This window comes from Mycobacterium kyogaense (assembly GCF_003254575.1).
Classification (GTDB): domain Bacteria; phylum Actinomycetota; class Actinomycetes; order Mycobacteriales; family Mycobacteriaceae; genus Mycobacterium; species Mycobacterium kyogaense.
In genome coordinates, this window is record NZ_QJUA01000029.1 from 26,388 (window position 1) to 49,437 (window position 23,050).

At 66.7% G+C, this 23,050-nt stretch carries 24 protein-coding genes and 2 pseudogenes; 16 read left to right on the top strand and 10 right to left on the bottom strand.

Annotation, left to right across the window (positions count from 1 at the left end):
* The first annotated feature begins 23 nt into the window (after positions 1 to 23).
* Positions 24 to 1,676, top strand: coding sequence for a glucose-6-phosphate isomerase (pgi, locus tag DMB80_RS18840; protein WP_111511257.1), 1,653 nt, complete (start codon positions 24 to 26; stop codon positions 1,674 to 1,676).
* Positions 1,677 to 1,725: 49 nt separating this feature from the next.
* Here pgi and DMB80_RS18845 read toward each other — a convergent pair whose 3' ends face one another.
* From DMB80_RS18845 to DMB80_RS18870, 7 genes and pseudogenes are all read right to left on the bottom strand, one after another.
* Complete coding sequence (locus tag DMB80_RS18845) at positions 1,726 to 2,559, bottom strand: glycoside hydrolase family 16 protein (RefSeq protein WP_162938611.1); 834 nt, start codon at positions 2,557 to 2,559, stop codon at positions 1,726 to 1,728.
* Positions 2,560 to 2,597: 38 nt separating this feature from the next.
* Positions 2,598 to 3,125 carry a hypothetical protein gene (locus DMB80_RS18850; RefSeq protein ID WP_111511258.1) on the bottom strand — a complete coding sequence of 176 codons (528 nt, stop codon included), beginning with the start codon at positions 3,123 to 3,125 and terminating at the stop codon, positions 2,598 to 2,600.
* A complete protein-coding gene (locus DMB80_RS18855; RefSeq protein WP_111511259.1) occupies positions 3,118 to 3,408 on the bottom strand; it encodes a helix-turn-helix transcriptional regulator in 291 nt (96 codons plus the stop codon). Before DMB80_RS18855 ends, DMB80_RS18850 begins: the two co-directional genes overlap by 8 nt.
* Before the next feature lie 41 nt (positions 3,409 to 3,449).
* Positions 3,450 to 4,199, bottom strand: coding sequence for an SDR family oxidoreductase (locus DMB80_RS18860; RefSeq protein ID WP_111511260.1), 750 nt, complete (start codon positions 4,197 to 4,199; stop codon positions 3,450 to 3,452).
* A gap of 47 nt (positions 4,200 to 4,246) precedes the next feature.
* Complete coding sequence (locus DMB80_RS28655) at positions 4,247 to 4,720, bottom strand: zinc finger domain-containing protein (RefSeq protein WP_240431269.1); 474 nt, start codon at positions 4,718 to 4,720, stop codon at positions 4,247 to 4,249.
* A 141-nt stretch (positions 4,721 to 4,861) separates the two neighbouring features.
* Positions 4,862 to 5,104, bottom strand: a pseudogene (locus DMB80_RS28660) (DNA-formamidopyrimidine glycosylase family protein); the annotation flags it as partial.
* Between the two features lie 4 nt (positions 5,105 to 5,108).
* On the bottom strand, positions 5,109 to 5,492 hold the full coding sequence (locus tag DMB80_RS18870) for a phage holin family protein (RefSeq protein WP_046364482.1): 384 nt from the start codon (positions 5,490 to 5,492) through the stop codon (positions 5,109 to 5,111).
* Positions 5,493 to 5,611: 119 nt separating this feature from the next.
* Here DMB80_RS18870 and DMB80_RS18875 point away from each other — a divergent pair, with 119 nt between their 5' ends.
* The 5 genes from DMB80_RS18875 (at position 5,612) to DMB80_RS18895 (ending at position 9,774) form a co-directional block, all read left to right on the top strand.
* Positions 5,612 to 6,484 (top strand): LLM class flavin-dependent oxidoreductase, encoded by an 873-nt coding sequence (locus tag DMB80_RS18875; protein WP_111511261.1) that lies wholly within the window; start codon positions 5,612 to 5,614, stop codon positions 6,482 to 6,484.
* Between the two features lie 24 nt (positions 6,485 to 6,508).
* Positions 6,509 to 7,219 (top strand): class I SAM-dependent DNA methyltransferase, encoded by a 711-nt coding sequence (locus DMB80_RS18880; protein WP_111511262.1) that lies wholly within the window; start codon positions 6,509 to 6,511, stop codon positions 7,217 to 7,219.
* A gap of 67 nt (positions 7,220 to 7,286) precedes the next feature.
* A complete protein-coding gene (locus tag DMB80_RS18885; RefSeq protein ID WP_111511263.1) occupies positions 7,287 to 7,613 on the top strand; it encodes a hypothetical protein in 327 nt (108 codons plus the stop codon).
* A 69-nt stretch (positions 7,614 to 7,682) separates the two neighbouring features.
* Complete coding sequence (locus tag DMB80_RS18890; RefSeq protein ID WP_111511264.1) at positions 7,683 to 9,101, top strand: sugar porter family MFS transporter; 1,419 nt, start codon at positions 7,683 to 7,685, stop codon at positions 9,099 to 9,101.
* A gap of 34 nt (positions 9,102 to 9,135) precedes the next feature.
* Positions 9,136 to 9,774, top strand: a complete 639-nt coding sequence (locus tag DMB80_RS18895) for a VOC family protein (protein ID WP_111511265.1) — start codon at positions 9,136 to 9,138, stop codon at positions 9,772 to 9,774.
* A gap of 7 nt (positions 9,775 to 9,781) precedes the next feature.
* Here the strand turns inward: DMB80_RS18895 and DMB80_RS18900 are convergent, their stop codons facing one another.
* Positions 9,782 to 10,954: an aromatic ring-hydroxylating oxygenase subunit alpha gene (locus DMB80_RS18900; protein ID WP_111511294.1), complete on the bottom strand. Its 1,173-nt coding sequence runs from the start codon at positions 10,952 to 10,954 to the stop codon at positions 9,782 to 9,784.
* Between the two features lie 70 nt (positions 10,955 to 11,024).
* On the opposite strand from DMB80_RS18900, the gene DMB80_RS18905 reads away from it, so the two are divergent.
* Both DMB80_RS18905 and rnhA read left to right on the top strand, forming a co-directional pair.
* Positions 11,025 to 11,639 (top strand): TetR/AcrR family transcriptional regulator, encoded by a 615-nt coding sequence (locus DMB80_RS18905; protein ID WP_111511266.1) that lies wholly within the window; start codon positions 11,025 to 11,027, stop codon positions 11,637 to 11,639.
* A gap of 50 nt (positions 11,640 to 11,689) precedes the next feature.
* Positions 11,690 to 12,163: a ribonuclease HI gene (gene rnhA, locus DMB80_RS18910; RefSeq protein WP_111511295.1), complete on the top strand. Its 474-nt coding sequence runs from the start codon at positions 11,690 to 11,692 to the stop codon at positions 12,161 to 12,163.
* Between the two features lie 10 nt (positions 12,164 to 12,173).
* Here rnhA and DMB80_RS18915 read toward each other — a convergent pair.
* A pseudogene (locus DMB80_RS18915) lies at positions 12,174 to 13,615 on the bottom strand (HNH endonuclease signature motif containing protein).
* A 67-nt stretch (positions 13,616 to 13,682) separates the two neighbouring features.
* Here DMB80_RS18915 and DMB80_RS18920 point away from each other — a divergent pair.
* A complete protein-coding gene (locus DMB80_RS18920) occupies positions 13,683 to 14,867 on the top strand; it encodes an alpha/beta hydrolase family protein (protein WP_111511267.1) in 1,185 nt (394 codons plus the stop codon).
* 6 nt (positions 14,868 to 14,873) lie between these two features.
* On the opposite strand, the gene DMB80_RS18925 is transcribed toward DMB80_RS18920, so the two are convergent.
* A complete protein-coding gene (locus DMB80_RS18925) occupies positions 14,874 to 17,153 on the bottom strand; it encodes an ATP-dependent DNA ligase (RefSeq protein WP_111511268.1) in 2,280 nt (759 codons plus the stop codon).
* Between the two features lie 75 nt (positions 17,154 to 17,228).
* Here DMB80_RS18925 and DMB80_RS18930 point away from each other — a divergent pair, with 75 nt between their 5' ends.
* The 7 genes from DMB80_RS18930 to DMB80_RS18960 are packed head-to-tail and all read left to right on the top strand — an operon-like array spanning position 17,229 to position 22,999.
* Positions 17,229 to 18,644, top strand: coding sequence for a mannitol dehydrogenase family protein (locus DMB80_RS18930; protein ID WP_111511269.1), 1,416 nt, complete (start codon positions 17,229 to 17,231; stop codon positions 18,642 to 18,644).
* Positions 18,641 to 19,597 carry a carbohydrate kinase family protein gene (locus DMB80_RS18935; RefSeq protein ID WP_240431267.1) on the top strand — a complete coding sequence of 319 codons (957 nt, stop codon included), beginning with the start codon at positions 18,641 to 18,643 and terminating at the stop codon, positions 19,595 to 19,597. Before DMB80_RS18930 ends, DMB80_RS18935 begins: the two co-directional genes overlap by 4 nt.
* A gap of 9 nt (positions 19,598 to 19,606) precedes the next feature.
* Complete coding sequence (gene ku / locus DMB80_RS18940; RefSeq protein WP_111511271.1) at positions 19,607 to 20,557, top strand: non-homologous end joining protein Ku; 951 nt, start codon at positions 19,607 to 19,609, stop codon at positions 20,555 to 20,557.
* A gap of 55 nt (positions 20,558 to 20,612) precedes the next feature.
* Positions 20,613 to 21,404, top strand: a complete 792-nt coding sequence (locus DMB80_RS18945; RefSeq protein ID WP_046364373.1) for an SDR family oxidoreductase — start codon at positions 20,613 to 20,615, stop codon at positions 21,402 to 21,404.
* 8 nt (positions 21,405 to 21,412) lie between these two features.
* Positions 21,413 to 22,489, top strand: a complete 1,077-nt coding sequence (locus DMB80_RS18950; RefSeq protein WP_111511296.1) for an NAD(P)H-dependent amine dehydrogenase family protein — start codon at positions 21,413 to 21,415, stop codon at positions 22,487 to 22,489.
* A 20-nt stretch (positions 22,490 to 22,509) separates the two neighbouring features.
* Complete coding sequence (locus DMB80_RS18955; RefSeq protein WP_046364374.1) at positions 22,510 to 22,758, top strand: hypothetical protein; 249 nt, start codon at positions 22,510 to 22,512, stop codon at positions 22,756 to 22,758.
* 31 nt (positions 22,759 to 22,789) lie between these two features.
* Positions 22,790 to 22,999, top strand: a complete 210-nt coding sequence (locus tag DMB80_RS18960; RefSeq protein WP_046364375.1) for a hypothetical protein — start codon at positions 22,790 to 22,792, stop codon at positions 22,997 to 22,999.
* The last annotated feature ends 51 nt before the right edge of the window (positions 23,000 to 23,050 follow it).

A 23,050-nucleotide genomic window follows, 5' to 3' on the forward strand; every position in this document is an offset into this window, starting at 1 on the left:
TCGACCGCACTAGGGTTCTTTTCATGGGCTCTTCCGACATCACGGCCACACCGGCATGGCAGGCACTGTCCCGGCATCACGACCAGATCCGCGGGGCTGATCTGCGTCAGCTGTTCGCCGAGGATCCCGACCGGGGTACGGAGCTGACGCTGACGGTCGGCGACCTCTACATCGACTACAGCAAGCACCGCGTGACCCGCGAAACGTTGAGCCTGCTGCTCGATCTGGCGCGCACCGCCGGTTTGCCCGAGCGGCGCGACGCCATGTTCTCCGGCGAGCACATCAACACCTCCGAAGACCGCGCCGTTCTGCACACCGCGCTGCGACTGCCGCGCGACGCCGAGTTGAGCGTCGACGGCCAGGACGTGGTGGCCGACGTGCACGAGGTGCTCGACCGGATGGGTGAGTTCACCGATCGGCTGCGCAGCGGCGAGTGGCGCGGCGCGACAGGTGAGCGCATCACGACGGTGGTCAACATCGGCATCGGCGGCTCCGACCTGGGGCCGGTGATGGTGTACCAGGCGTTGCGCCACTACGTCGACGCAGGCATCACGGCACGCTTCGTGTCGAATGTCGATCCGGCCGACCTCGTCGCCAAGCTCGACGGACTGGACCCGGCCGCAACACTTTTCATCGTCGCGTCGAAGACGTTCTCGACACTGGAGACGCTGACCAACGCGACGGCCGCACGACGCTGGCTGACCGAGGCCCTGGGCGATGATGCGGTGAGCAAGCACTTCGTCGCGGTGTCGACGAACGCGAAACTGGTCGACGAGTTCGGCATCGACACCGCCAACATGTTCGGCTTCTGGGACTGGGTGGGCGGCCGGTACTCGGTCGACAGCGCCATCGGGTTGAGTGTGATGGCCGCGATCGGCAAGGAGCGGTTCGCCGAGTTCCTGGCCGGCTTCCACCTCGTCGACGAGCATTTCCGCACCGCCCCGCTGGAGGCCAACGCGCCGGTGCTCCTCGGACTGATCGGGCTCTGGTACAACAACTTCTTCGGCGCGGAAACCCGTGCGGTGCTGCCGTATTCGAATGACCTGTCCCGGTTCGCCGCGTATCTGCAGCAGCTGACGATGGAATCGAACGGCAAGTCGGTGCAAGCAGACGGCACCCCGGTGACGACGAGCACGGGCGAGATCTTCTGGGGCGAGCCCGGCACCAATGGTCAGCACGCCTTCTATCAGTTGATCCACCAGGGCACCCGACTGATTCCCGCGGACTTCATCGGGTTCAGCGAGCCCACCGACGACCTGCCCACCGCCGATGGCACCGGCAGCATGCACGACCTGCTGATGAGCAACTTCTTCGCCCAGACCCAGGTGCTGGCGTTCGGCAAGACCGCCGAGGAGATCGCGGACGAGGGCACGGCGCCGAATGTGGTGCCGCACAAGGTGATGCCGGGCAATCGGCCGAGCACCTCGATCCTGGGTACAAAGCTGACCCCGTCGATCGTGGGCCAGCTGGTCGCGCTCTACGAGCACCAGGTGTTCACCGAGGGCGTGGTGTGGGGCATCGACTCGTTCGACCAGTGGGGTGTGGAGCTGGGCAAGACTCAGGCCAAGGCCCTGCTGCCCGTGCTGACAGACGATGAATCGCCTGCGCCGCAGTCGGATTCGTCGACAGACGCGCTGGTGCGGCGCTACCGAGCGGAGCGCGGCCGCCCAGCGTGACTTCGGCGTGGTTGTCGTCGCTGAGCGACGACAACCACGCCGAAATCGCTCACCAGACGCGGACGTAGTCGATCAGCATCTCGGCCGGATAGGTGCCGCCGCTGGGGTCGCCGCCGCCAGAGCCCGCGACGGCCAGGTCGAGGATCGGGAACAGCTGATAACCCGGCTCGTTGAACTGCCAGTCGGGCAGCGCATGTGCCGGCACGTCGAAATATGGTGCGGCGCCATCGGTGTAGTCCCGCCAGAACCGCATGCCGGCGTCGTCCCACTGCACCCGCCAGGTGTGCCAGGCGCTGTCCACACTGATCGTCTGGCTGACGTGTTCGCCGCCGTTGAGCTTGGCGTGCACGGCGGTGCCAGGGGCCCAGTGGCCGTTGCCGTACCACTCCATGATGTCGACCTCGCCACCGTTGACGGGGTTGTTGTTGGCGAGGTACCACGCCGGCCAGCAGCCGGGGGTCAGGCAGTTCAGCTTGATGCGGGCTTCCCAGTTGTGGCCGATGCCGCCGCGGAAGGTGCCGAAGATCTTGCCGCTGTAGTAGGTGTCACCGTCCTTGGCGGCGTGGAACACCAGGTTGGACTTGCCGTCGAGGTAGACGTTGCGGCGGTCGTCCCGGTACTGGCCGACGTTGCCGGGCAGCTCCCAGTACGTCGGGTCCTCCATGGATTCGCGCGCGGTCGCGATCTCCCACTTCGACCGGTCGGGCGCCGAGCCGGCGGGCCCGTCGAAGTGGTCCTCGAACAGATACTTTCCGGTCGGCGGGGGTGCTGCGGGAGGGGGTCCGGACCAGGGCGTGGCCCGGGCGGTGCCGGTCGGGAGTGCCGCGCCGAGCAGGCCGACCCCCGTCATCACCATCATGCTGCGCCGGTCGATGTAGGGCATCGATACATGAAAGCATCCCGGCCTGTGAGCAGCGGGCCTCAGGCGTCAGGGTCGGGCCGCGTCCAGCCGAGAATCATCGCCGGGGAGCAGCCACCGATCAACAACATCGTCAGAGCCATCAGTCCGCCGGCGTAGGCCATGTCCGTGTCGGCGCCGCGGGTGATCACCGAACCGAAGATCAGGTAGCCGATCGGGATGAGCATCAGGTTCTGCGTGATGGTCAGGCCGATCGATCGGGCGTTGTTGCGCTGGGCCAGCTCGTACTCGTCCAGAGCGGCGTCGGGTGCGTCGCCCTGCCGGCCGGACACGATCTGCAGCGTCACCCACATCGGGAAAAAGGCCAGGCATGCCGGCAGCCACAGCAGTGGCGCCCACTGTAGGCCGAAGGCGCACAACAGACTCACCACGAACATGAACACGAAGGTGGCGGCCAACCCACGAACTAGAAGGCGACGACGTCGCCGGGTTCGCCACGTCGGCAACGAATCAGCGTATGTGCGTTCGTGTTTGGCGAATCGCCGAGTGCGGTAGTTTTGGTAGCGGTCGAGCAGGGTGGCGTCAGACACGAGTGCCTCCTATGGATCGTCCGTCTTTTCGGTAGAGCTCGGTCGACAACGGGCCGAAAGGTTCGCGGGAGAACACCGCTTCAACAGGCAGATCGAAGATCTCGCAGATTCGGAATGCCAGGTCGAGGCTCGGATAGTGGTCGCCCCGCTCCAGCGCACCGATGGTCTGCGGATTGACCTCGATCAGTGCGGCGAGCTCGGCCCGTGTCATTTTCCGCTCGGCGCGCAACACGGCCAGACGGTTGTGAATGGGGCGGACATCCCCACGTCGTACCGGACTCATGCAACCCATCGTTAGGAAAACCCAACGATCTGTCAAGAATGTCAGGCGAAACGTTTCGTGTACTTCGGCGGCAACAGCTTCATCACCTCGACGAGCGGCCACCACGGCCAGCCGGGGACGACGGCCCGACCCTTTTCCTTCTCGATCGCGTCGACCATCGCCTTGACGCCGGTTTCGTTGTCCACCATCAGCATCGTCGTGTTCGACTTGGCGGTCATCTCCGATTCGATGTAGCCGGGCTCGAGCACGGTGATCTTGATGGGTCCCGACGGATACTCCGCGCGCAGAGACTCCCCGAGTGATGTCACGCCGGCCTTACTGGCTGCGTACGCCGCCTTGTGACCGGGAACTCCGACATTGCCCAGGACGGACGAGACGAGAACGAGGTGACCCTTGCCCGCCGCCTTGAACATCTCCATCGCGGTCTCGATCTGCACGAGTGCGGCAACGAGATTGGTCTCGATGGTGGCCTTGTTGGCCCACATCTTGCCCCCGCCGAGCGGATAGCCCTTGCCGATGCCGGCGTTGACGATCACGCAGTCGATGCCGCCGAGTTCAGAGGAGAGTTCGGCGAACACCTTGGGCACCTGGTCGTGGTCGTTGACGTCCAGCGCTGCGACGGCGACCTTGACCCCGGGATAGCGGGTGGTGATCTCGGCCCGGAGCTCGTCGAGGTTGTCCAGCCGGCGCGCGCACAGCGCGAGGTCGCGGCCCTTGGCGGCGAACTGGCGGGCCATACCGGCGCCCAGCCCCGAGCTCGCACCGGTGATCAGGATCTTCTGCCGAGTCATTGCGGCAGGATAACCGAGTTAGACAACTGCGCCGAAATCGACGGACGCTATTTCAGCAGGCGCGACATCCGCCGGTCGGCGAGCACCTTGCCCCCGGTCTGGCAGGTGGGGCAGTACTGGAACGACTTGTCGGCGAACGACACCTCGCGCACGGTGTCGCCACAGACCGGGCACGGCATGCCGGTCCTCGCGTGCACCCGCAACCCGGACCGCTTCTCCCCCTTGAGCGTGGCGGCCTGCTGCCCGACCGAGCGCGTCACGGCATCGGTGAGCACCGAGATCATCGCGTCGTGCAGCGCGGCGAGCTGCGCCTCGGTCAGCTTGTTCGCCGTCGCGAACGGCGACAGCTTGGCGACGTGGAGGATCTCGTCGCTGTAGGCGTTGCCGATCCCGGCGATCACCTTCTGGTCGGTGATCACGGTCTTGATGCGCCCGGAATTGCCCCGCAGCACGTCGGCCAATCCGTCGACGGTCAGCGCCAACGCGTCGGGTCCCAGCGATGCGATCTGCGGCACGGTCATCGGGTCCGTGGTCAGCCACACCGCCAACCGCTTCTGCGTGCCAGCCTCGGTCAGGTCGAAGCCGAGGCCCTCCTCCCCCAGATGCACCCGCAGCGCGATGGGCCCCTTACCCGGCTTCAACGGCGCGGCACCCAGCTTGTCCGACCAGCGCAACCACCCCGCCCGAGAGAGATGCGTGATCAGATGCAGGTCGCCCGCCTGCAATCCGAGGTACTTGCCCCAGCGGTTCGCGCCGGTCACCTCCTGGCCGTGCAGCGCGGACAGCGGCGGATCGAACGTCTTGAGCACCGACAGCGCGGCGACGTCGACGCGTCGCACGATCTGCCCGACCGCATGCCGGCGCAGATGATCGGCGAGGGCTTCGATCTCGGGCAGTTCGGGCATCTGTTCAGTCTGCCCTGACGATCAGCGACAGCGCCCAGCTCACGATCGACAGCACGATCGCCGCCCAGATGGCGGTCCACCAGAAGTCGTCGATGAACAGACCCCAGTGGGTGGTGTGCTCGGTGATCGACGACGTGATCCACAGCATCAGCGCATTGATCACGATGTGGATCAGCCCGAGGGTGAGGATGTAGAGCGGGATCGAGATGATCTGCACGATCGGTTTGATGACGGCGTTGACCAGCCCGAAGATGACGGCCACGACGAAGATGATGCCGATGCGCCCCGCGGTCGAATCGCCGCCGACGAACGCGATCCCCGGGACGACCAAGGTCACCACCCACAGCGCCACCCCGGTGAGCGCGGCCCGCAGCAGAAACGACGTCACGGTCGCCATCATCCCCTGCGGGGCCGCCCGGCGTCGACGTCTTCATCCCGTAAGACCGTCTCGCCCCGCAGGATCTAGAACACGTTCTAGTATTCGGTCAGCGACGACCAGGAGGCGATGTGCGGTTCACCTTTGCAGAAGCGATGACCGACCCGACGTTCTACATCCCGCTGGCCAAGGCCGCCGAGGCGGCGGGCTATCACGCGATGACGATCCCCGACAGCATCGCCTATCCGTTCGAATCGGATTCGACGTATCCCTACACCCCCGACAGGAGCCGCGAATTCCTCGAGGGGAAGGCCTTCATCGAGTCGTTCGTGCTCACCGCCGCCCTGTGCGCGGTGACGACCACGCTGCACTTCAACCACTTCGTGCTCAAGCTTCCGATCCGGCCGCCGGCGCTGGTCGCCAAGCAGGCGGGATCGCTGGCTGCCCTGTTCGACAACCGGTTGGGCCTCGGCGTGGGAACCAGCCCGTGGGCCGAGGACTACGAGTTGTTGGGTGTGCCGTTCGCGCGGCGCGGCAAGCGGATGGACGAGTGCATCGAGATCATCCGCGGTCTGACCTCCGGTGAGTACTTCGAGTTCCACGGGGAGTTCTACGACGTCCCGAAGACGAAGATGACCCCCGCACCGTCCCGCCCCGTGCCGATCCTGATCGGTGGGCACGCCGACGCGGCCCTGCGCCGGGCGGCCCGCAACGACGGCTGGATGCACGGCGGCGGCGACCCGGAGGAGCTCGACGCGCTGCTGGCGAAACTCGCCCGCTTCCGAGAGGAGGAGGGCAGCGCCGGCAACGGCGACTACCAGATCCACGTCATCTCGATCGACGCGTACACCCTCGACGGCGTGAAGCGGCTCGAGGACAAGGGCATCACCGACGTGATCGTCGGATTCCGGATTCCGTACATCACCGGTCCGGACACCGAGCCCCTCGACACGAAGATCCGCAATCTGGAGATGTTCGCCGAGAACGTCATCGCGAAGCTGTGACGGCACGTGGGTAGAGTTCGGTCGATGACACGCGGCGCCTACGACGTCCCCGACGCCTTCGATGCCGGCGCCGACGCCTACGACGGACTGGTCAGCGCGAACCCCGGCTATCACGACCACCTCCGGCTGTCGGCGCAGCGCATGCAGCTCCCCGATGAGGGCCGCGGGCTGCGGCTGCTCGACATCGGCTGCGGTACAGGCGCCTCCACCGCCGCGCTGCTGGAGGCGGCGCCCCACGCGGAGATCATCGGCGTCGACGGGTCGGCCGGGATGCTCGCACAAGCCCGGGCCAAGCAGTGGCCGGATTCGGTGAGGTTCGTGCACAGCCGCGCCGAGGGTCTCGCCGACGCCGGGGTCGCCGGACCGTTCGACGGCATCCTCGCCGCCTACCTCGTGCGCAACCTGTCGGACCCGGATCCGGTGTTGCAGACACTGCGCGGGCTGTTGACGCCGGGCGGCGTGTTCGCCGCGCACGAGTACTCGGTGCGCGATTCGGCGGTCGCCCGCGTGACGTGGAACCTCGTCTGCGCGGCCATCATCATCCCCAGCGGCAAGATCCGTTCCGGGGACGCCGGGCTCTACCGCTACCTGCGCACCAGCGTCAACGACTTCGACGGTGCGACGGCATTCCAAGAGCGCTTGCAGCGCAACGGTTTCGTCGATGTCCGCAGCGAGACGGTCTCGGGGTGGCAGCGCAACATCGTCCACACGTTCCTCGGTCACGCACCGCGCTGACACGCCGCGCGTCCACTTCCTCCGGTGTGACGGGATTAACACTGCCGAGGTTGGGGCACACACCGGCATGGCTTTCAAACTCACGTACTCGGACGGGCAGGAATCCACGCACGACGACGACACCGTCTGGGAGCTCGACGACGGTGTTCTGAAACTGGGCCGCGAGAAAGACAAGTGGTCGGTATTGCTGTCGCCCAGTCACTGGGCGGTCCTGGAACTCGTGGCGTCCTCGTCATCGGATTCTGACGACGACAAGGACGGCGACAAGGACGGCGACGACAAGGGCCGCGACGACAAGGACGGCGACGACAAGGACTCCGACAAGTCGGACACGTCCGACGACGACGACAAGTCGGAGAAGGACGACAAGTCCGACAAAGACGACGACAAGTAGCCATCACATCGCCTGCGCTGCAGCGACAGTCGTCGCTGCAGCGCAGGGTCGAGCATCAGGAGCACGCGGATGAGTTCGCATGAGACCGCCGCGGCGGACAACGACAGGTCCACTGCCCTGGGACAGTTGACGGGTGCGGCGATCATCGTCGCGCTCGTCTCGGCGGTGTCGGGCATGCTCTACGGCTACGACACCGGCATCATCTCCGGCGCACTTCTGCAGATCACCAAGGACTTCGGCATCGAGGAGTCGTGGAAGCAGGTGATCGCCGCGAGCATTCTGCTCGGCGCTGTCATCGGCGCTTTGACCTGCAGCTACCTGTCCGAGAAGCGGGGCCGCAAGGGCACCCTGCTGATGCTGGCCGTCGTGTTCGTCGTCGGTGCGCTCTGGTGCGCGGTCGCGCCGAATCCGTTCGTGCTCTCCCTGGGCCGGCTGGTCCTCGGGTTCGCAGTCGGTGGCGCGACACAGACCGCACCGATGTACGTCGCCGAGCTGGCTCCGCCGAAATATCGGGGCCGGCTGGTGCTCTGCTTCCAGATCGCGATCGGCGTCGGAATCGTGATCGCGACGATCGTCGGTGCTACCGAACACATTCCGTGGCGATGGTCGATCGGGGCTGCGGCCGTCCCCGCCGCGATCATGCTCGTGCTGTTGCTGCGCCTACCCGAGAGCCCGCGCTGGCTGGTGAAGAACGATCGCGGCGACGATGCCCGGGATGTTCTCGAACGGGTCCGCCCGTCCGGCTACGACGTCGACGGCGAGTTGGCGGAGATGGCGGAGCTGACCCGCAAGGAGCAGACCGCGAAGACCAGGGGGTGGCCGGGTCTGCGCGAGGCGTGGGTGCGTCCGGCTCTCGTCCTCGGTTGCGGCATAGCGATATTCACTCAGCTCAGCGGCATCGAGATGATCATCTACTACTCGCCGACGATCCTGACCGACAACGGCTTCTCGGAATCGGTGGCGCTCGAAGTGTCCGTCGCATTGGGGGTCAGCTATCTGGTCGCGCAGTTGGTCGGGTTGTCGATCATCGACAAGGTCGGCAGGCGCCGGCTCACGCTGATCATGATCCCGGGTGCCGCGGTGAGCCTGTTCGTACTCGGAACCCTGTTCGTGACCGGCAACAGCGGCCGGGATTCGGTGCCGTTCATCATCGCCTGTCTGGTCGTCTTCATGCTGTTCAATGCCGGCGGTCTGCAACTCATGGGCTGGCTGACAGGCTCGGAGACCTACCCGCTGGCGGTGCGGCCCGCGGGGACGGCGGTGCAGTCGGCGGCGCTGTGGGGAACGAATCTGCTCATCACGCTGACACTGCTGACGTTGATCAGTGGCATCGGGGTGGGGCCGGCGATGTGGCTCTACGGGTTGTTCAACGTGGCGGCGTGGCTGTTCGTGTACTTCCGCATGCCCGATCTCACCGGTCGCAGTCTCGAGGAGATCGAGAGCAAGTTGAGTGACGGGAAGTTCCGGCCCGCCGACTTCGCGCGCTGATCCGACACACCCTGATCTGCCACACTGAGCGGTCATGACGCTCCGCATCGACACGCTCGTGGTGGCCGACCCGCCGTCCGCCTGGGCGGAGGCAGGCTTCACGGTGGGCGACGACGCGATCTGCCGGATCGGCGGAGTCGGGGTCGAATTGGCCGGCCGTGACGGCGGATTCGGCATCGTCGGGTGGTCGCTGGGCGGCCTCCCTCAGGGCGTCGGTGCCGACGTGGACGGGATCCCGACCGGACGGTCCGACACCGCAGCGCCATCGCCGGCGGCTCACCGCAACGGCGTCATCGCCATCGATCACGTCGTACTGATGTCACCCGATCTCGATCGGACCGTCAGCGCGCTCGGCGACCTCGGCATGCAGCCGCGCCGAGAACGCGACGCGACGCTGGGCGACCGGCCGATCCGGCAGATCTTCTACCGATTCGGCGAGACGGTCGTCGAAGTGGTCGGCTCACCCGCGACGTCGGGTCCTGGCCCGTCGACGCTGTGGGGCATCACGTACGTCGTCGCCGACATCGAGCAGTCGGCCCGTTTCTTCGGCGATCGCACTGCGCCGATCAAGGCCGCGGTGCAGCCTGGCCGGTCGATCACCACGCTGCGCCATCAGGAGCTGGGCCTGTCGGTGCGCACGGCGCTGATGTCGGCGCGTCCGCCGCGCGCGTGATCAGGGTTCACGACAAGGCGATGCCGAGTTCGTCGGCGAAGACCTTGATCATGTGCTGAACGGCGATCTCGTTGCGGCCGATGATCATGTGGTCGTGCTGGCCGCGGCGTACGCCCTCGCCACACTGCGGCAGCATCGCGAAGTCCTCGTCGCGCACCGCGGCGTGCACACTGTCGTAGACGGTGTCGTAGGTCGCGCGCATGTCGTCGTTCTGCGCGGGGATGCGCGCCATCCAGCTGTGCCGCACCGTGCAGCGGGTCGGCTCGCCGGCAGGCAGGATGTCGATGATCTCCACTCCCACAGGGCTGTTGGCGAGAATGAGGTTCGGATAGATCCAGTAGATGACGCCCATGTTCGTCGACGGGTCGCGCGGCGCCGAGGGATCGGTATCGAGATTGCGGATCCAGGTGAACGGGAAACCGATGCGGTGATGTCGGCCGTATTCGTCGTAGATCGCGGTGTTGGCCAACGTGTTCTGGCCGATCACGCTCTGGCCGTGCACGAACGGGAAGTGGTAACCCTCGGCGAAGGCCTCGAGCGCGCCCTTCCACGAGACGTCCGAGGTGAATTCGCGTTCTGTGTGGTAGCCGTACGAGGCGTAGTCCCACCGCTCGAGATCCGATGCCACCGCCCCGAGGTGAGCGTCCAGGTCGATCGTCGCATCGGCCGACAGCACCGCCCAGATGAACCCGTACCGTTCCTCGGACGGCAGCTCGACCAGGCCGTAGTCGCTCAGGTTCATCGAGTCGAAGCCGGCGCGCCCGGGCACCATGAACAGTTCGCCGGTGTTCTTGTAGGTCCATGCGTGATACGGGCAGACGAATCGCGATGCGTTGCCGGATCCGCACGCCGGCATCGCACCTCGATGTCGGCAGTAGTTGAGCAGGACGCGGCTGGCGCCGGTGCGGTCACGGGTGATCAGCAGCGAATCACCGAGCACTGAGCGGACCACGTAGTCGTTGGCGTTCGGCAGTTGGGCCGACGGCACGATCGCGAGTGGGACCCGCCGCAGGATCTGCGACTCTTCGATCTCGGTGATCTTCGGGTCGCGGTAGTAGTGCAGCGGCACCCTCAGCTTGCGGTCGGCCATATCGGTGGTGCCGGCGAGCGAGTGCGTGAGCGCCCTCTCGGTCAACACTTCGTCATCGCAGGGGGCAGGGACGCCATGGGTGAGCACCATGACACTGACCATACATATGCGCACGAATGTATTGTCAAGATCCGTCCGCGTGGCGTGCGACGATCGCTGTATGCGCAGGCACGGATGGTCGGGTGACATCCCACGGTCCGACGAGGAGGCCGCCGAGCGCATCCTCGGGGCCGCCCGGCGGGTCATCGACGGCGGGCAGCCCGCCACCGTGTCCACGATTGCGCAGTCACTGGGCGTGACACGGCAGACCGTCTACCGCTATTTCCCTACCCAGGAGGCGCTGCTCGCCGCGACAGCGCTGTCGTCGATCGGCGGCTTCCTCGACCGGCTTGCCGACCAACTCGGCGCCATCCACGATCCGACGCAAGCTGTCGTCGAAGGCATCGTCTACACCCTCGAGCAGCTGTCGCAGGATCGCTATCTGCGTCTCGTCGTCGAACCGGGGAAGGCGTCCGCATTCACTGCGGGCGTGACGTCGGACATGGCGATCGGGTTCGGCCGCTCGATCCTGGAAAGGTTCGACATCGATTGGGCAGCAGCTGGTTTCGGCGGCGACAAGCTCGACGGGCTGGCGGAGTTCATGCTGCGGACACTCCAGTCGTTCATCGTCGACCCAGGCGGGCCGGGACGCCGGGGCGACGGCCTGCGCGAGTACCTGGACGATTGGATCGCGCCCGCCATCCGGTCGCGCGCCGGGACGACGACTCGCCGGTGACGCGGCGAGTCACCCTGCGTGCGGCTCACCCGATTGCCTATCCTCTGCGCATGCATGACGACACCCGAGACGATGTCGTGGTGATCCACACCGACGGGGGCTGCCGCCCCAACCCCGGGCCGGGTGGCTGGGGAGCGGTGCTGCGGCAGCGCCAGCACGTCCGCGAGATGTGCGGCGGCGAGTCCGGGGTGACGAGCAACAACCGCATGGAGTTGACGGCGCCGATCATGGCACTGGAGGCCCTGACCCGGCCGGTGTCGGTGCACCTCTTCACCGACAGCACCTACGTGCGCAACGGCATCACCAAGTGGGTGCTCGGTTGGGAGCGCAACGGATGGCTGACCGCCGCCAAGCAACCCGTGAAGAACGTCGATCTGTGGCAACGCCTCCAAAAGGCTTGTGCGCGGCACGAAGTCGAGTGGTTCTGGGTGAAGGGCCACTCCGGAGTCGACGACAACGAACTTGCCGACGTTCTCGCGACCCGCGGCATGACCGAGGCCATCGCTGCGGGGGTTGCGATCTAACGCCCGCCTGTCAGGCGGCTTCGTTGTCGGGTGGTGCGGGTCCGCCGGGTTCTGACGGGTCGGCCGAATCCCGAGTGGCCTCCTCCTCGTCGGGTGGACGCAGCAAGCGTTCGGGGGTGTGGTGGGTGTTGATCCGGGTTTGGCCGGTGTCGAGGTTCGGTGGTGGGGCCCATTCGACGTCGTGGCGGGCGTTCATCGACGTGGTCCAGCCGCCGTCTTTGACGCTGCGGTTGTCCGGTGGGCAGGCCAAGCCGAGGTCGTCAATGTTCGTGTGTCCACCGTCGGCCCAGTCCTGGGTGACGTGGTGGACCTGGCAGCCATACGCGCCGACGGGGCAGCCCGGTTTGGTGCAGCCGCCCTCACGGGCGATCAACATGATTATTTGCGCGGCAGAGGCCACTCTGCGGGTGCAGAACGGTCCAGTGCGGAGCCGGTGGCGCGGTCGAATACCGCCAGGTAGTGGCTGGCGTGTGCGCCCATGCGGATCACGTCCTTGATGGGCAACCGAGTGCCACCACCGGTGACGCCGATGCCGGCCCGCGATTCCAAGTCCTGCAGGGTGGTACGCACGATCACCGTCACCGGTAACCCATTCAATTGACCCAACTCGCCGCTCATCAGGACGATCCGCCCCACCGCGACCAGCGCGTCGTGCTGGCGTTGGGCCAGGCTGCGGTGATCCTTGTCGATCTGCGCCTGCGTCGGCGTCCCGGAAATACAGGGTTCGTCATCGTCGGGGTTGCACATACCCGGCGCGGCGTATTTGGCGAAGATCGCCTCCCACACCGCCGCCGCCTCCGGCGTGAGGTCGGCCCGCCACTGCGTCATCCCGTCGCAACGTTGCCGAGATTTCGTGAGCGATCGTTTCCGGACGCGTTCGGCGTCGTCGGGTTCGGGCCCGTCCTGATCGAGCAGGAACAACTCCAGTTCCGCGGCATCGTCGGTGGCCTTCGGGCCGGCACCACCGGCGATACGCACCACCTCAGCCTCGAACTGCTCAGCGGTCGTGGCGTCGACGAACGCGGGAAGTTTCTTGACCGCTTTACGGATCACCTCCACATGTTCGGGGGTAATCCGCCCCTCGGCCTGGGCGGCTGCGGTCGCCTCCAACACCGGCGGCAGCGGCGCTCCCGCCATCGACTGCCGCGGCGCCAACTGCGCCGCCTCACTCAACCGGCGGTTCGCCTCCGAACCACTGATCCGGTAACGGATCGCCAGCACGTCCTTCCAATTCTTCGCCCCCATCTGCACCGCAGACGTCTCCACCTGCAGTCGAGCCAACGCCCGATGCTGGGCCGCCGGAAGCCGGCACCCCGCGCTTTCGAGCTCGTCGAGCAGCTCCACCACCTCGGCAGCAGTGGACCGATCGAGGCTGCAGGCCAGCACAGCATCGACAGCGGCGCGTAACCCCGCGACCGCCTGCTGCACCTCCGACATAGTTCGAACATACATTCGACCACCGACATCTCTGAGCGGTCCGGCCGTCAGCACTTCGGCAGACCTGTGGTTGGCTGCCCCGATGCGGTGGAAGCAACGAATCGTCCTGGCGGTACTGCTCACAGCTGCGTTGGTAACCACTGCGGTGTCACCGGCCAACGCCGAGGCACCCGCCTGGTCGGGCTTGGATGCGACGTCATTCGCCGGCCCCATCCCGCCCGCCGGAACGACCATCGCCTCTGTCCCGCTGGACCCCGCGCTGTCACTCTCCGGCGCCGGTCCTGCCTACCGCGTGCTGTACTCGACCACCGACCAACACGATCGCCCCGCCGTCAGCACGGGGGCGGTGTTCCTACCGCCCGGTCCCGCGCCCGAGGGCGGATTCCCGGTCATCGCCTGGGCCCATGGCACTGTCGGCCTCGGCGACGACTGCACGCCCTCCGCGCATCCCCGGACACCACGCGACGACGAGTACCTGTCCCATTGGCTCGATCAGGGATACGCCGTCGTCGCCAGCGATTACGCCGGCCTGGGCACGCCGGGATTGATGAGCTACCTCAACAGCGTCACCACCGCTCACGCCGTCGTGGACTCGGTGGTCGCCGCCCATGACATGAGCCTGCCGCTCTCACCGAAGTGGGGCATCGTCGGCCAGTCGCAGGGCGGTGGCGCCGCAGTCAGTAGCGCGCGCTGGGCGACCGAGTTCAGCCGCGGCACCGGCCTGGATTACCGCGGCGCCGTCGCCACCGGCACGCCCGCCAACATCGACAAGCTGGTGGCGCAGGCCGGGCCGCACCTCGAATTGCCCGAACTGGCGCCCATTGCCAACGCCTACACCGCCTACATCGTGGCGGCCCTGCGTGAGGCGCGACCCGACCTGGACCTCAACCGTGTGCTGAGCCCGGCAGGAGCCGACGCCGCCACTCTCGCCGAGACACTGTGCGCCGCCGAGCTGTCGGATCGGTTGTCACACCTGACGCCGGCGTCGTTCTTCTCCGCACCACTGAGCTCGATACCCGGCATGGAAGAAGCGTTGAGGGACTTCATGGGAACGCCGTCCACCGGCTTCGACCGTCCCCTCTTCTTGGGCGTCGGGCTGCTCGATCGAGACGTTCCCCCGTCGTCGACGCTGTCGTTCTACGACCAACTGGTGGCCAACAACCAAGACGTCACCCTGCGGATCTACCCCGAAGACGACCACAGCGGAACAGTTCTCGCGTCGATGGTCGATTCCACGCCGTTTCTGAGTGACGCGTTCGGTAACTGAACCGACCTATTCCCACCGCACATCGGCGGGCTCCTTGTCGGGGCGCAGCCCACGCCAGCTCGGCTGACGCAACCGGTTGTCCCCTGTGCGCTCGCTGTAGCGGACCTCACCGACCAACTCGGGGCGCACGAACGTCACACCTTTGGCATCCTGTGTCGGAAGCTCCGTCGCAAAGGGTGATTCAGAAGTGTGCAACGGTTCGAGGGTCGCCCGCAGCATCGCCAGCTCCTTCTCGGTGAAACCGGTTCCGACCCGGCCCACGAACTGCAGACCATCCTCGTCGGGAATACCGAGCATCAGCGCGCCCAGACCACTCGTGCGGCCGCCAGTTCCCGCGCGCCACCCGCCGATCACGACTTCCTGGGTGAGCCAGAGCTTGTCCTTGATCCACGCCGACGAGCGTCGGCCGGGCTGGTAGGTGGCATCGCGCTTCTTGGCCACCACCCCTTCCCAATTCTGTCGTCGCGCGGTCTCCAGTGCGTCCGGACCGTCGCCGTCGAGTTGCGCCGGCACGATCAATCCCCCTTGTTCGGCCAGCGCCTCGAGGATGCGCCGTCGATCGGAGTACTTGGCCCGCAGCAGCGACCGGCCGTCCAGATAGAGGATGTCGAAGGCCCAGAACTCCACCCGGGTGGACCGCTTCCGATTCTGCATCTCGCGAAAGCTCGGCACCCCGGCGTCATCGAGGGCCACCGCTTCGCCGTCAAGAATCGCATGGTGCTCGGCGAGATCGGCGGCCAGCGCGCGAAATTGCGGGTATTCGGCGGTGACGTCGCGGCCGCGTCGCGACCGGACGCTGAGCGACCCGTGGTCGGCGTCGACCAGCACCCGGTAGCCGTCCCACTTGCCTTCGAAAGCCCACTGGGCCTTGGTGTATCGCGCAATGGAGCCCTCGGTCGCCAACATGGGGGCCAGATCGGCGAACGTCGGCTCCTGCTGCTCCTTCATCCGGTGCGCGAGCCAGTTCTTGCCGTCGGTCTGAATGAGCGCGTACCGCCCGCGGATCTTCTCGCCGTGCAAGGTCACGATCACCTCGCCCCCTTTGGCGGGGCCGTCGGGCGAGTGGTCGGTGAACTTCTCGGTGTCGTACGTGCCGGTGTCCCACACGTACACCTCGCCGCCGCCGTACTCACCTTTCGGTATCTCCCCGGCGAATGTCAGGTACTCTATCGGATGGTCCTCGGTGTGCACCGCGAGGTGATTGACCGACGGGGTGTCGGGCAGGTTCTTGGGTACCGCCCAACTGACCAGAACGCCATCACGTTCGAGCCGGAAGTCGTAGTGCAGCCGGCGCGCGTGGTGCTCCTGGATGACGAACTTGTCGTTGTTGCCGACCTGCGGCGCCTGCGCCGGCACCGGCTCCGGTGTCTTGGCGCTGTCCCGCATGCCACGGTAGGTGGTCAGCCGATCCGGCACCGGTAGCGGCTCGTCGAGCTCGCTGAGCAGATCCCCGTCGCGCGCCCAGCGCTCGAGGACTTCGGTGAACGTCAGGTGTCGCAGATCGGGGTCCTCGATCTCCTCCCAGGTCCGCGGGGCCGCGACGGTCGGATGTTCGCGTCCGCGAAGCGAATACGGTGCGATCGTGGTCTTGTTCCCGTTGTTCTGACTCCAGTCCAGGAAGACCTTGCCGTCGCGCAGGCTCTTCGTCATGGTTGCCGTGACCTTCTTCGGCATGACCTGCTCGAGCTGCACCGCCACCCGTTTGGCCAACACCGACGCGCCGCGCGAGCTGATCGGGTCATCGAGCGGAACGTAGAGGTGCAATCCCTTGCTACCGCTGGTCAGCGGGAACGTTCGCAGGCCGATGTCGGCGATGAGATCTCGGACCTCGTGCGCGACCTCGCAGAGCTGACGCATGCGCACACCCTCACCGGGATCGAGATCGAACACGATCCGGGTGGCCTGTCCCACCTCCTGCGTTCCGCTCCGCTCGCCGGGAACGAAACGCCATTGCGGCACATGGACTTCCAGTGACGCCTGCTGCGCGATCCAGGCCAGGCCCTCGGTGGTGTCGATGATCGGATACGTCGTGGTGCCCGATTTGTGGACGATGGTGCCACGGTCCAGCCAGTCCGGCGCCGAGGAGGCCAGCTGCTTTTCGAAGAACGCCGCCTCCGCAACGCCGTTGGGCCACCGCTTCCGGGTGACCGGCCGACCCGCGATGTGCGGCAGCATCGCCGCCGCGATCTCGACGTAGTACTCGAAGACCTCGGCCTTCGTGGTGCCCGTGGCCGGATACAGCACCTTGTCCGGGTTGCTCAGCCGAACCCGCTGGTAGCCGTCCATGACAGGAACGTATACCCGCTTTGACGCCGCTCCCAGCCTGCGTGCGGGTAGCGTCGAGACCGTGGCGGTGCCGGCATGAAACTCGACGACGAAACCCTCCCGCGGCTCGGCATTCCGGGCCCGACCTATGACCGGGCCCAAACCGGCATCGCCATCGTGCATTTCGGGGTGGGTGGCTTCCACCGGGCGCACCAGGCCGCTTACGTCGACCAGCTTCTCAACGCGGGCCTGGCCGACGGATGGGGCATCTGCGGGGTGGGCGTGCTGCCCGCCGACCGCAAGATGGCCGACGCGTTGGACGCGCAGAACGGCCTGTACACCTTGCTGTTGGAGCACCCGGACGGCACTCGGGAGGCACGGGTCATCGGATCGATCGTCGACTACCGGTTCGCTCCCGACGACCCCGAGGCTGTGATCGAGCTGCTCGCCGCGCCGAGCACCCGCATCATCTCGCTGACCATCACCGAGGGCGGTTACCAGCTCGACGACCTCCCCGAGGTCAATGTGTTCAGCCTCGTCACCGCTGCCCTGGAACGCCGACGCGAGCGCGGCGTGGCCTCCCCGACGATCGTCTCCTGCGACAACATCGCCGGCAACGGCGACGTCGCTCGACGCGCCTTCACCGCCTACGCCGACTCGGCTCACCCTGGGCTCTCGGACTGGATGGCCGAACACACCCGCTTCCCCAACTCGATGGTCGACCGCATCACGCCGGTCACCACGCCCGAGGTGATCGACACGGTGTCAAGCGAATTCGGTGTCGATGATCAGTGGCCGGTGATCGCCGAGCCGTTCACCGCATGGGTTCTCGAAGACGCATTCTCCGATGGCCGGCCGCCGTGGGAGGACGCCGACGTCCTTCTGGTCGACGACGTCACCCCCTATGAGCTGATGAAGCTGCGCCTGCTCAACGCCGGTCACCAGACGTTGTGCTATTTCGCCTACCTGGCGGGCTACCGGCTGGTCCACGACGCCGCCGCAGACCCGTTGTTCGCCGAACTGCTGCGGCGCTACTTCGCCGAAGCCACCCCGACCCTGGCCCCGGTGCCCGGTATCGACCTCGCGGACTACCAGCGCACCCTGATCGAGCGTTTCGCCAACCCGGGGGTGCGCGACACTATCGCCCGGCTCTGCGCGTACTCCTCGGACCGGATTCCGCAGTGGCTGGTCCCGGTGATCGAGGACAACCTCAAAGCCGAAAGGAGCGTGCAGATCTCGGCGGCGGTGGTCGCCAGTTGGGCACGCTACGCCGAAGGTGTCGACGAGCAGGGCGAGCCGATCGACGTCGAGGACAACCGCACCGAGACGCTGGCGCCGCTGGCCGAGGCCCAGCGTGACAACCCCACCGCGTTCATCGAGAACACAGCACTGTTCGGCGATCTCGCCCGGCAGCCCCGTTTCGCCGAGGCCTACCGAGATTCGCTGGCGTCGCTGCACCGCGTCGGCGCTCGCGCCACGCTGGAAGCACTCATCAACGGTGATGCGCAGTGAGCGGGCAACGGGCACTCGTGATCGGCGAAGCGCTGATCGACATCGTGATTCGCGACGGCGACATCACCGGCGAACACGTCGGCGGGAGCCCGCTGAATGTCGCCGTCGGGCTGGGCCGGCTCGGTCGCGGCGTCGACTTCCTCACCCACATCGGTGACGACCAGCACGGCCGTCGCATCACCGAGCACCTGCACGCCTCCGGCGTCGAGCTGGTGACCGGCAGCAGCACTGCCGCCCGCACGCCGACCGCGCGGGCGATCCTGGACGAGCTCGGCGGAGCCACCTACGAATTCGACATCGAGTGGCAGCTGAGCGGTATCCCCGAGGTGCCCCCACCGCTGGTGGCGCACACCGGTTCGATTGCTGCGGTACTGGAACCGGGATGTCGGGCGGTGGCTGCACTGCTCGACACGTACCACCCGTCGGCGACGGTGACCTTTGACCCCAACGTCCGGCCCTCGCTGATCGACGACGCCGACGCTGCGCGCAACCGCATCGACCGCCTGATCGAGCGCAGCGACATCGTCAAGGTCAGCGACGAAGACCTGGCCTGGTACGACAAGGAACACTCCCCCGAGGAGATCGCGCGCACGTGGCTCGACCTCGGGCCGGCCGTCGTCGTCGTGACGCGGGGCGAGCGGGGTGCGTTCGGGCTCGTCGCCGGCGGCAGCGTCACCGTTGCGGCACCCGCGGTCGACGTGGTGGACACGGTGGGTGCCGGAGATTCGTTCATGGCAGGACTCATCGATGCGCTGTGGGACATGGACCTGCTGGGCGCCGAGCGCCGGCCCGACCTGCGCCGACTCTCTGAGTCAGCGCTGACCCATGCGCTGGAGACGGCCGCGCTGTCGTCGGCGCTGACCGTCGCGCGGGCGGGTGCCGATCTTCCCGATCGGGCGACCCGCGACGCGGCCGCGGCGAGGTCCGGCCCGCGGGAGGGTGGACCCGGCTAGCCTGGGGTGATGCGGTCCATCTGGAAGGGTTCGATCGCCTTCGGGCTGGTCAACGTCCCCGTCAAGGTCTACAGCGCCACCGAGGACCACGACATCAAGTTCCATCAGGTGCACGCCAAGGACAACGGGCGCATCCGGTACAAGCGCGTGTGTGAAGTCGACGGCGAGGTCGTCGAGTACCGCGACATCGCCAAGGCCTACGAGTCCGATGACGGCCAGACGGTGATCATCACCGACGACGACATCGCCTCCCTGCCCGAGGAGCGCAGCCGCGAGATCGAGGTGCTGGAGTTCGTCCCAGCCAGCGATCTCGACCCGTTGATGTACGACCGTAGCTACTTCCTCGAACCCGACGGGAAGTCGTCGAAATCCTATGTGCTACTTGCCAAGACGTTGGCAGAGACCGACCGCGTGGCGATCGTGAACTTCGCGCTGCGCAACAAGACCCGGCTGGCCGCGCTGCGGGTCAAGGACTTCAGCAAGCGCGACGTGATGATGATCCACACCTTGCTGTGGCCCGACGAGATCCGCGACCCCGACTTCCCGATCCTGGACAAGGAGGTCGAGATCAAGCCCGCGGAGCTCAAGATGGCCAGCCAGGTCGTCGACTCGATGACCGACGACTTCAATCCCGACCGGTATCACGACGACTACCAGGAGCACCTGCACGAGCTGATCCAGGCGAAGCTCGAAGGCGGTGAGGCATTCACCACCGAGGAGCAACCCACCGAACTCGACGAATCCGAGGACGTCTCGGACCTGCTGGCCAAGCTCGAGGCGAGTGTGAAGGCCCGCAGGGAGCAGGGGTCCAGCACCGAGAAGGACTCCAGCTCCGAGAAAGAGGGGGAGCCTGCCAAGAAGGCCCCCGCGAAGAAGGCAGCCAAGAAGGCACCGGCCACACAGGCGGCGAAGAAAACCCCGGCCAAGAAGGCTGCGAAGAAAGCAGCGACCAAAAAATAGAACGTGTTCCAGAAACGCCCACCGAGGTGGCGGTGCGCTTGCTAGCGTGACGCCCGTGATTCTGGACAGATTCCGGCTCGACGATCAGGTGGCCGTGGTGACGGGCGCAGGCCGCGGCCTCGGCGCGGCGATGGCTGTCGCCTTCGCGGAAGCGGGCGCTGACGTGCTGATCTCCGCACGAACACAGGCCCAGCTGGAGGAGGTCGCCGAGCAGGTCGCCGCGGCCGGCCGGCGTGCGCACATCGTCGTCGCCGACCTCGCTCACGCCGAGGACACCGCGGCGCTGGCAGCCCAGGCGGTGGAGGCTTTCGGCCGACTAGACATCGTCGTCAACAACGTCGGCGGGACCATGCCGAACGCGCTGTTGAACACCTCCACCAAGGATCTGCGCGACGCATTCGCCTTCAACGTCGCCACTGCCCATGCACTGACGCTCGCCGCCGCGCCGCTGATGCTCGAGCACTCCGGCGGCGGCAGCATCATCAACATCACCTCGACGATGTCGCGGGTCGCCGGGCGCGGATTCGCGGCCTACGGCACCGCGAAGGCCGCGCTGGCGCACTACACGCGCCTGTCGGCACTCGACCTCGCACCCCGCATTCGCGTCAACGCGATCGCGCCCGGCTCCATCCTGACCTCGGCCCTCGACATCGTCGCGAGCAACGACGACCTGCGGACGCCGATGGAGAAGGCCACCCCGATGCGCCGGCTCGGCGATCCGCTCGACATCGCCGCGGCCGCGGTCTACCTCGCGTCCCCGGCCGGCGCCTACCTCACCGGCAAAACCCTCGAGGTCGACGGTGGCATCACCTACCCGAACCTCGAACTGCCCATCCCCGATCTGTGAAGGACACCATGACGATTCGCGTCGCCGCCATCGGAACCGGAAACGTCGGCAGACACGCTCTGGCGCAATTGATCTCGAATCCGCAGTTCGAACTCACCGCGGTATGGGTGTCGTCGGACGCCAAGGCGGGCACCGACGCCGGCGAACTCGCCGGACTCGGGGTGTCGACCGGGGTGCTGGCCACCACCGATCTCGAGGCCGTCATCGCCACCGCCCCCGACTGCGCGGTCTACACGGCGATGGCCGACAACCGGTTGCCCGAGGCTCTCGAGGACTACCGGCGCATCCTGGCTGCCGGCATCAATGTGGTCGGAAGCAGCGCGGTGTTCCTGCAGTACCCGTGGGGCGTCTTGCCGGATGACATGGTGAACCCGATCGAGGACTCGGCGAAGGCCGGTAATGCCAGCGTGTTCGTGAACGGGATCGATCCCGGTTTCGCGAACGATCTGCTACCGATGGCGTTGGCAGGCACCTGCCAGAGCATCAGCCAGATCCGCTGCATGGAGATCATCAACTACGACACCTACGACAGCGCGACCGTGATGTTCGACGTGATGGGTTTCGGCGGCAGCCTCGACGAGACGCCGATGCTGTTGATGCCCGGCGTGCTGAGCCTCGCATGGGGGTCGGTGGTGCGGCAGATGGCCGCCGGCCTGGGCCTGGAACTCGACGAGGTGACCGAGACCCACACTCGCGTGCCCGCACCCGAGGACTTCGACATCGCCTCCGGCCATATCGCCGAAGGCACTACGGCGGCAATCCGTTTCGAGGTGCGTGGAATGAAGGACGGCGAGGTGGCGGTGGTTCTCGAACACGTCACGCGGCTGCGCGACGATCTGTGTCCGGACTGGCCGCAGCCCGCTCAACCCGGCGGTTCGTACCGGATCGAGATCACCGGCGAACCGTCCTACACCGTGGATCTGTGCCTGAGCAGTCCCCACGGCGACCACAACCACGCCGGCCTGGTCGCCACGGCCGCTCGCGTGGTGAACGCCATCCCCGCGGTCATCGATGCCGCGCCGGGAATCGTGACGGCGCTCGACTTACCTCCCGTGACTGGCAAAGGTCTGTACGCTAAGCCCTGAACCTGCTGAAAGGACTCCGCATGAAGGCCCGCCTGACCACTTTCGCCGCTGTGCTCGTCGCCGGCGGAGCCTCTCTCGCGATCGCCGCCGCACCTGCTGCGCTGGCACAGCCGTCCTGTGTTCAGACCGGTGAGGGCGGCGGCTTCCAGGGTGGCGCGAACACCGTGTGCGAATCACCGGGCAACTCCCAGATCGATTCCCGCCCCGGCGTGTATGCCGAGCCGTGGGAGGGTGGCTTCGGCTGGGGCTACGGCCCCTACGTGCTCTGAGCCGACGATGATGCGTCGAGTACTCGGCTGTGTGGCACTTGCCGGTGCGGGTGTCGCGATCGCCTGGGGCGGAGCGGGAGTCGCGACGGCGATGCCGAAGTGCAGCGACGTCGGCAAGACCATCACGTACTGCGAGACCAACGGCAGCACCCAGATCACCGCGACGCCGCCACCCTGGAATTGGGGCGGCTGGCAGGGCGGTGGCTACTACCCCTTCGGCGCATTCGGCTACCTGCCCTGACCTGCTCCGCGTCACCGCAGACATTGCGGTGCCCGCCAAGTTTCGTCTAAC

Bases quoted from the DNA above. Each gene is read 5' to 3' on its own strand.
- DMB80_RS18885 (WP_111511263.1), top strand. From the start codon at position 7,287: ATGGCTTTCAAACTCACGTACTCGGACGGGCAGGAATCCACGCACGAC.
- rnhA (WP_111511295.1), top strand. From the start codon at position 11,690: ATGCATGACGACACCCGAGACGATGTCGTGGTGATCCACACCGACGGG.
- DMB80_RS18890 (WP_111511264.1), top strand. From the start codon at position 7,683: ATGAGTTCGCATGAGACCGCCGCGGCGGACAACGACAGGTCCACTGCC.
- DMB80_RS18900 (WP_111511294.1), bottom strand. From the start codon at position 10,954: ATGGTGCTCACCCATGGCGTCCCTGCCCCCTGCGATGACGAAGTGTTG.
- DMB80_RS18845 (WP_162938611.1), bottom strand. From the start codon at position 2,559: ATGCCCTACATCGACCGGCGCAGCATGATGGTGATGACGGGGGTCGGC.
- DMB80_RS18855 (WP_111511259.1), bottom strand. From the start codon at position 3,408: ATGAGTCCGGTACGACGTGGGGATGTCCGCCCCATTCACAACCGTCTG.
- ku (WP_111511271.1), top strand. From the start codon at position 19,607: ATGCGGTCCATCTGGAAGGGTTCGATCGCCTTCGGGCTGGTCAACGTC.
- DMB80_RS18950 (WP_111511296.1), top strand. From the start codon at position 21,413: ATGACGATTCGCGTCGCCGCCATCGGAACCGGAAACGTCGGCAGACAC.
- DMB80_RS18920 (WP_111511267.1), top strand. From the start codon at position 13,683: ATGCGGTGGAAGCAACGAATCGTCCTGGCGGTACTGCTCACAGCTGCG.
- pgi (WP_111511257.1), top strand. From the start codon at position 24: ATGGGCTCTTCCGACATCACGGCCACACCGGCATGGCAGGCACTGTCC.
- DMB80_RS18880 (WP_111511262.1), top strand. From the start codon at position 6,509: ATGACACGCGGCGCCTACGACGTCCCCGACGCCTTCGATGCCGGCGCC.
- DMB80_RS18955 (WP_046364374.1), top strand. From the start codon at position 22,510: ATGAAGGCCCGCCTGACCACTTTCGCCGCTGTGCTCGTCGCCGGCGGA.
- DMB80_RS18930 (WP_111511269.1), top strand. From the start codon at position 17,229: ATGAAACTCGACGACGAAACCCTCCCGCGGCTCGGCATTCCGGGCCCG.
- DMB80_RS28655 (WP_240431269.1), bottom strand. From the start codon at position 4,720: ATGACCGTGCCGCAGATCGCATCGCTGGGACCCGACGCGTTGGCGCTG.
- DMB80_RS18925 (WP_111511268.1), bottom strand. From the start codon at position 17,153: ATGGACGGCTACCAGCGGGTTCGGCTGAGCAACCCGGACAAGGTGCTG.
- DMB80_RS18895 (WP_111511265.1), top strand. From the start codon at position 9,136: ATGACGCTCCGCATCGACACGCTCGTGGTGGCCGACCCGCCGTCCGCC.
- DMB80_RS18905 (WP_111511266.1), top strand. From the start codon at position 11,025: ATGCGCAGGCACGGATGGTCGGGTGACATCCCACGGTCCGACGAGGAG.
- DMB80_RS18860 (WP_111511260.1), bottom strand. From the start codon at position 4,199: ATGACTCGGCAGAAGATCCTGATCACCGGTGCGAGCTCGGGGCTGGGC.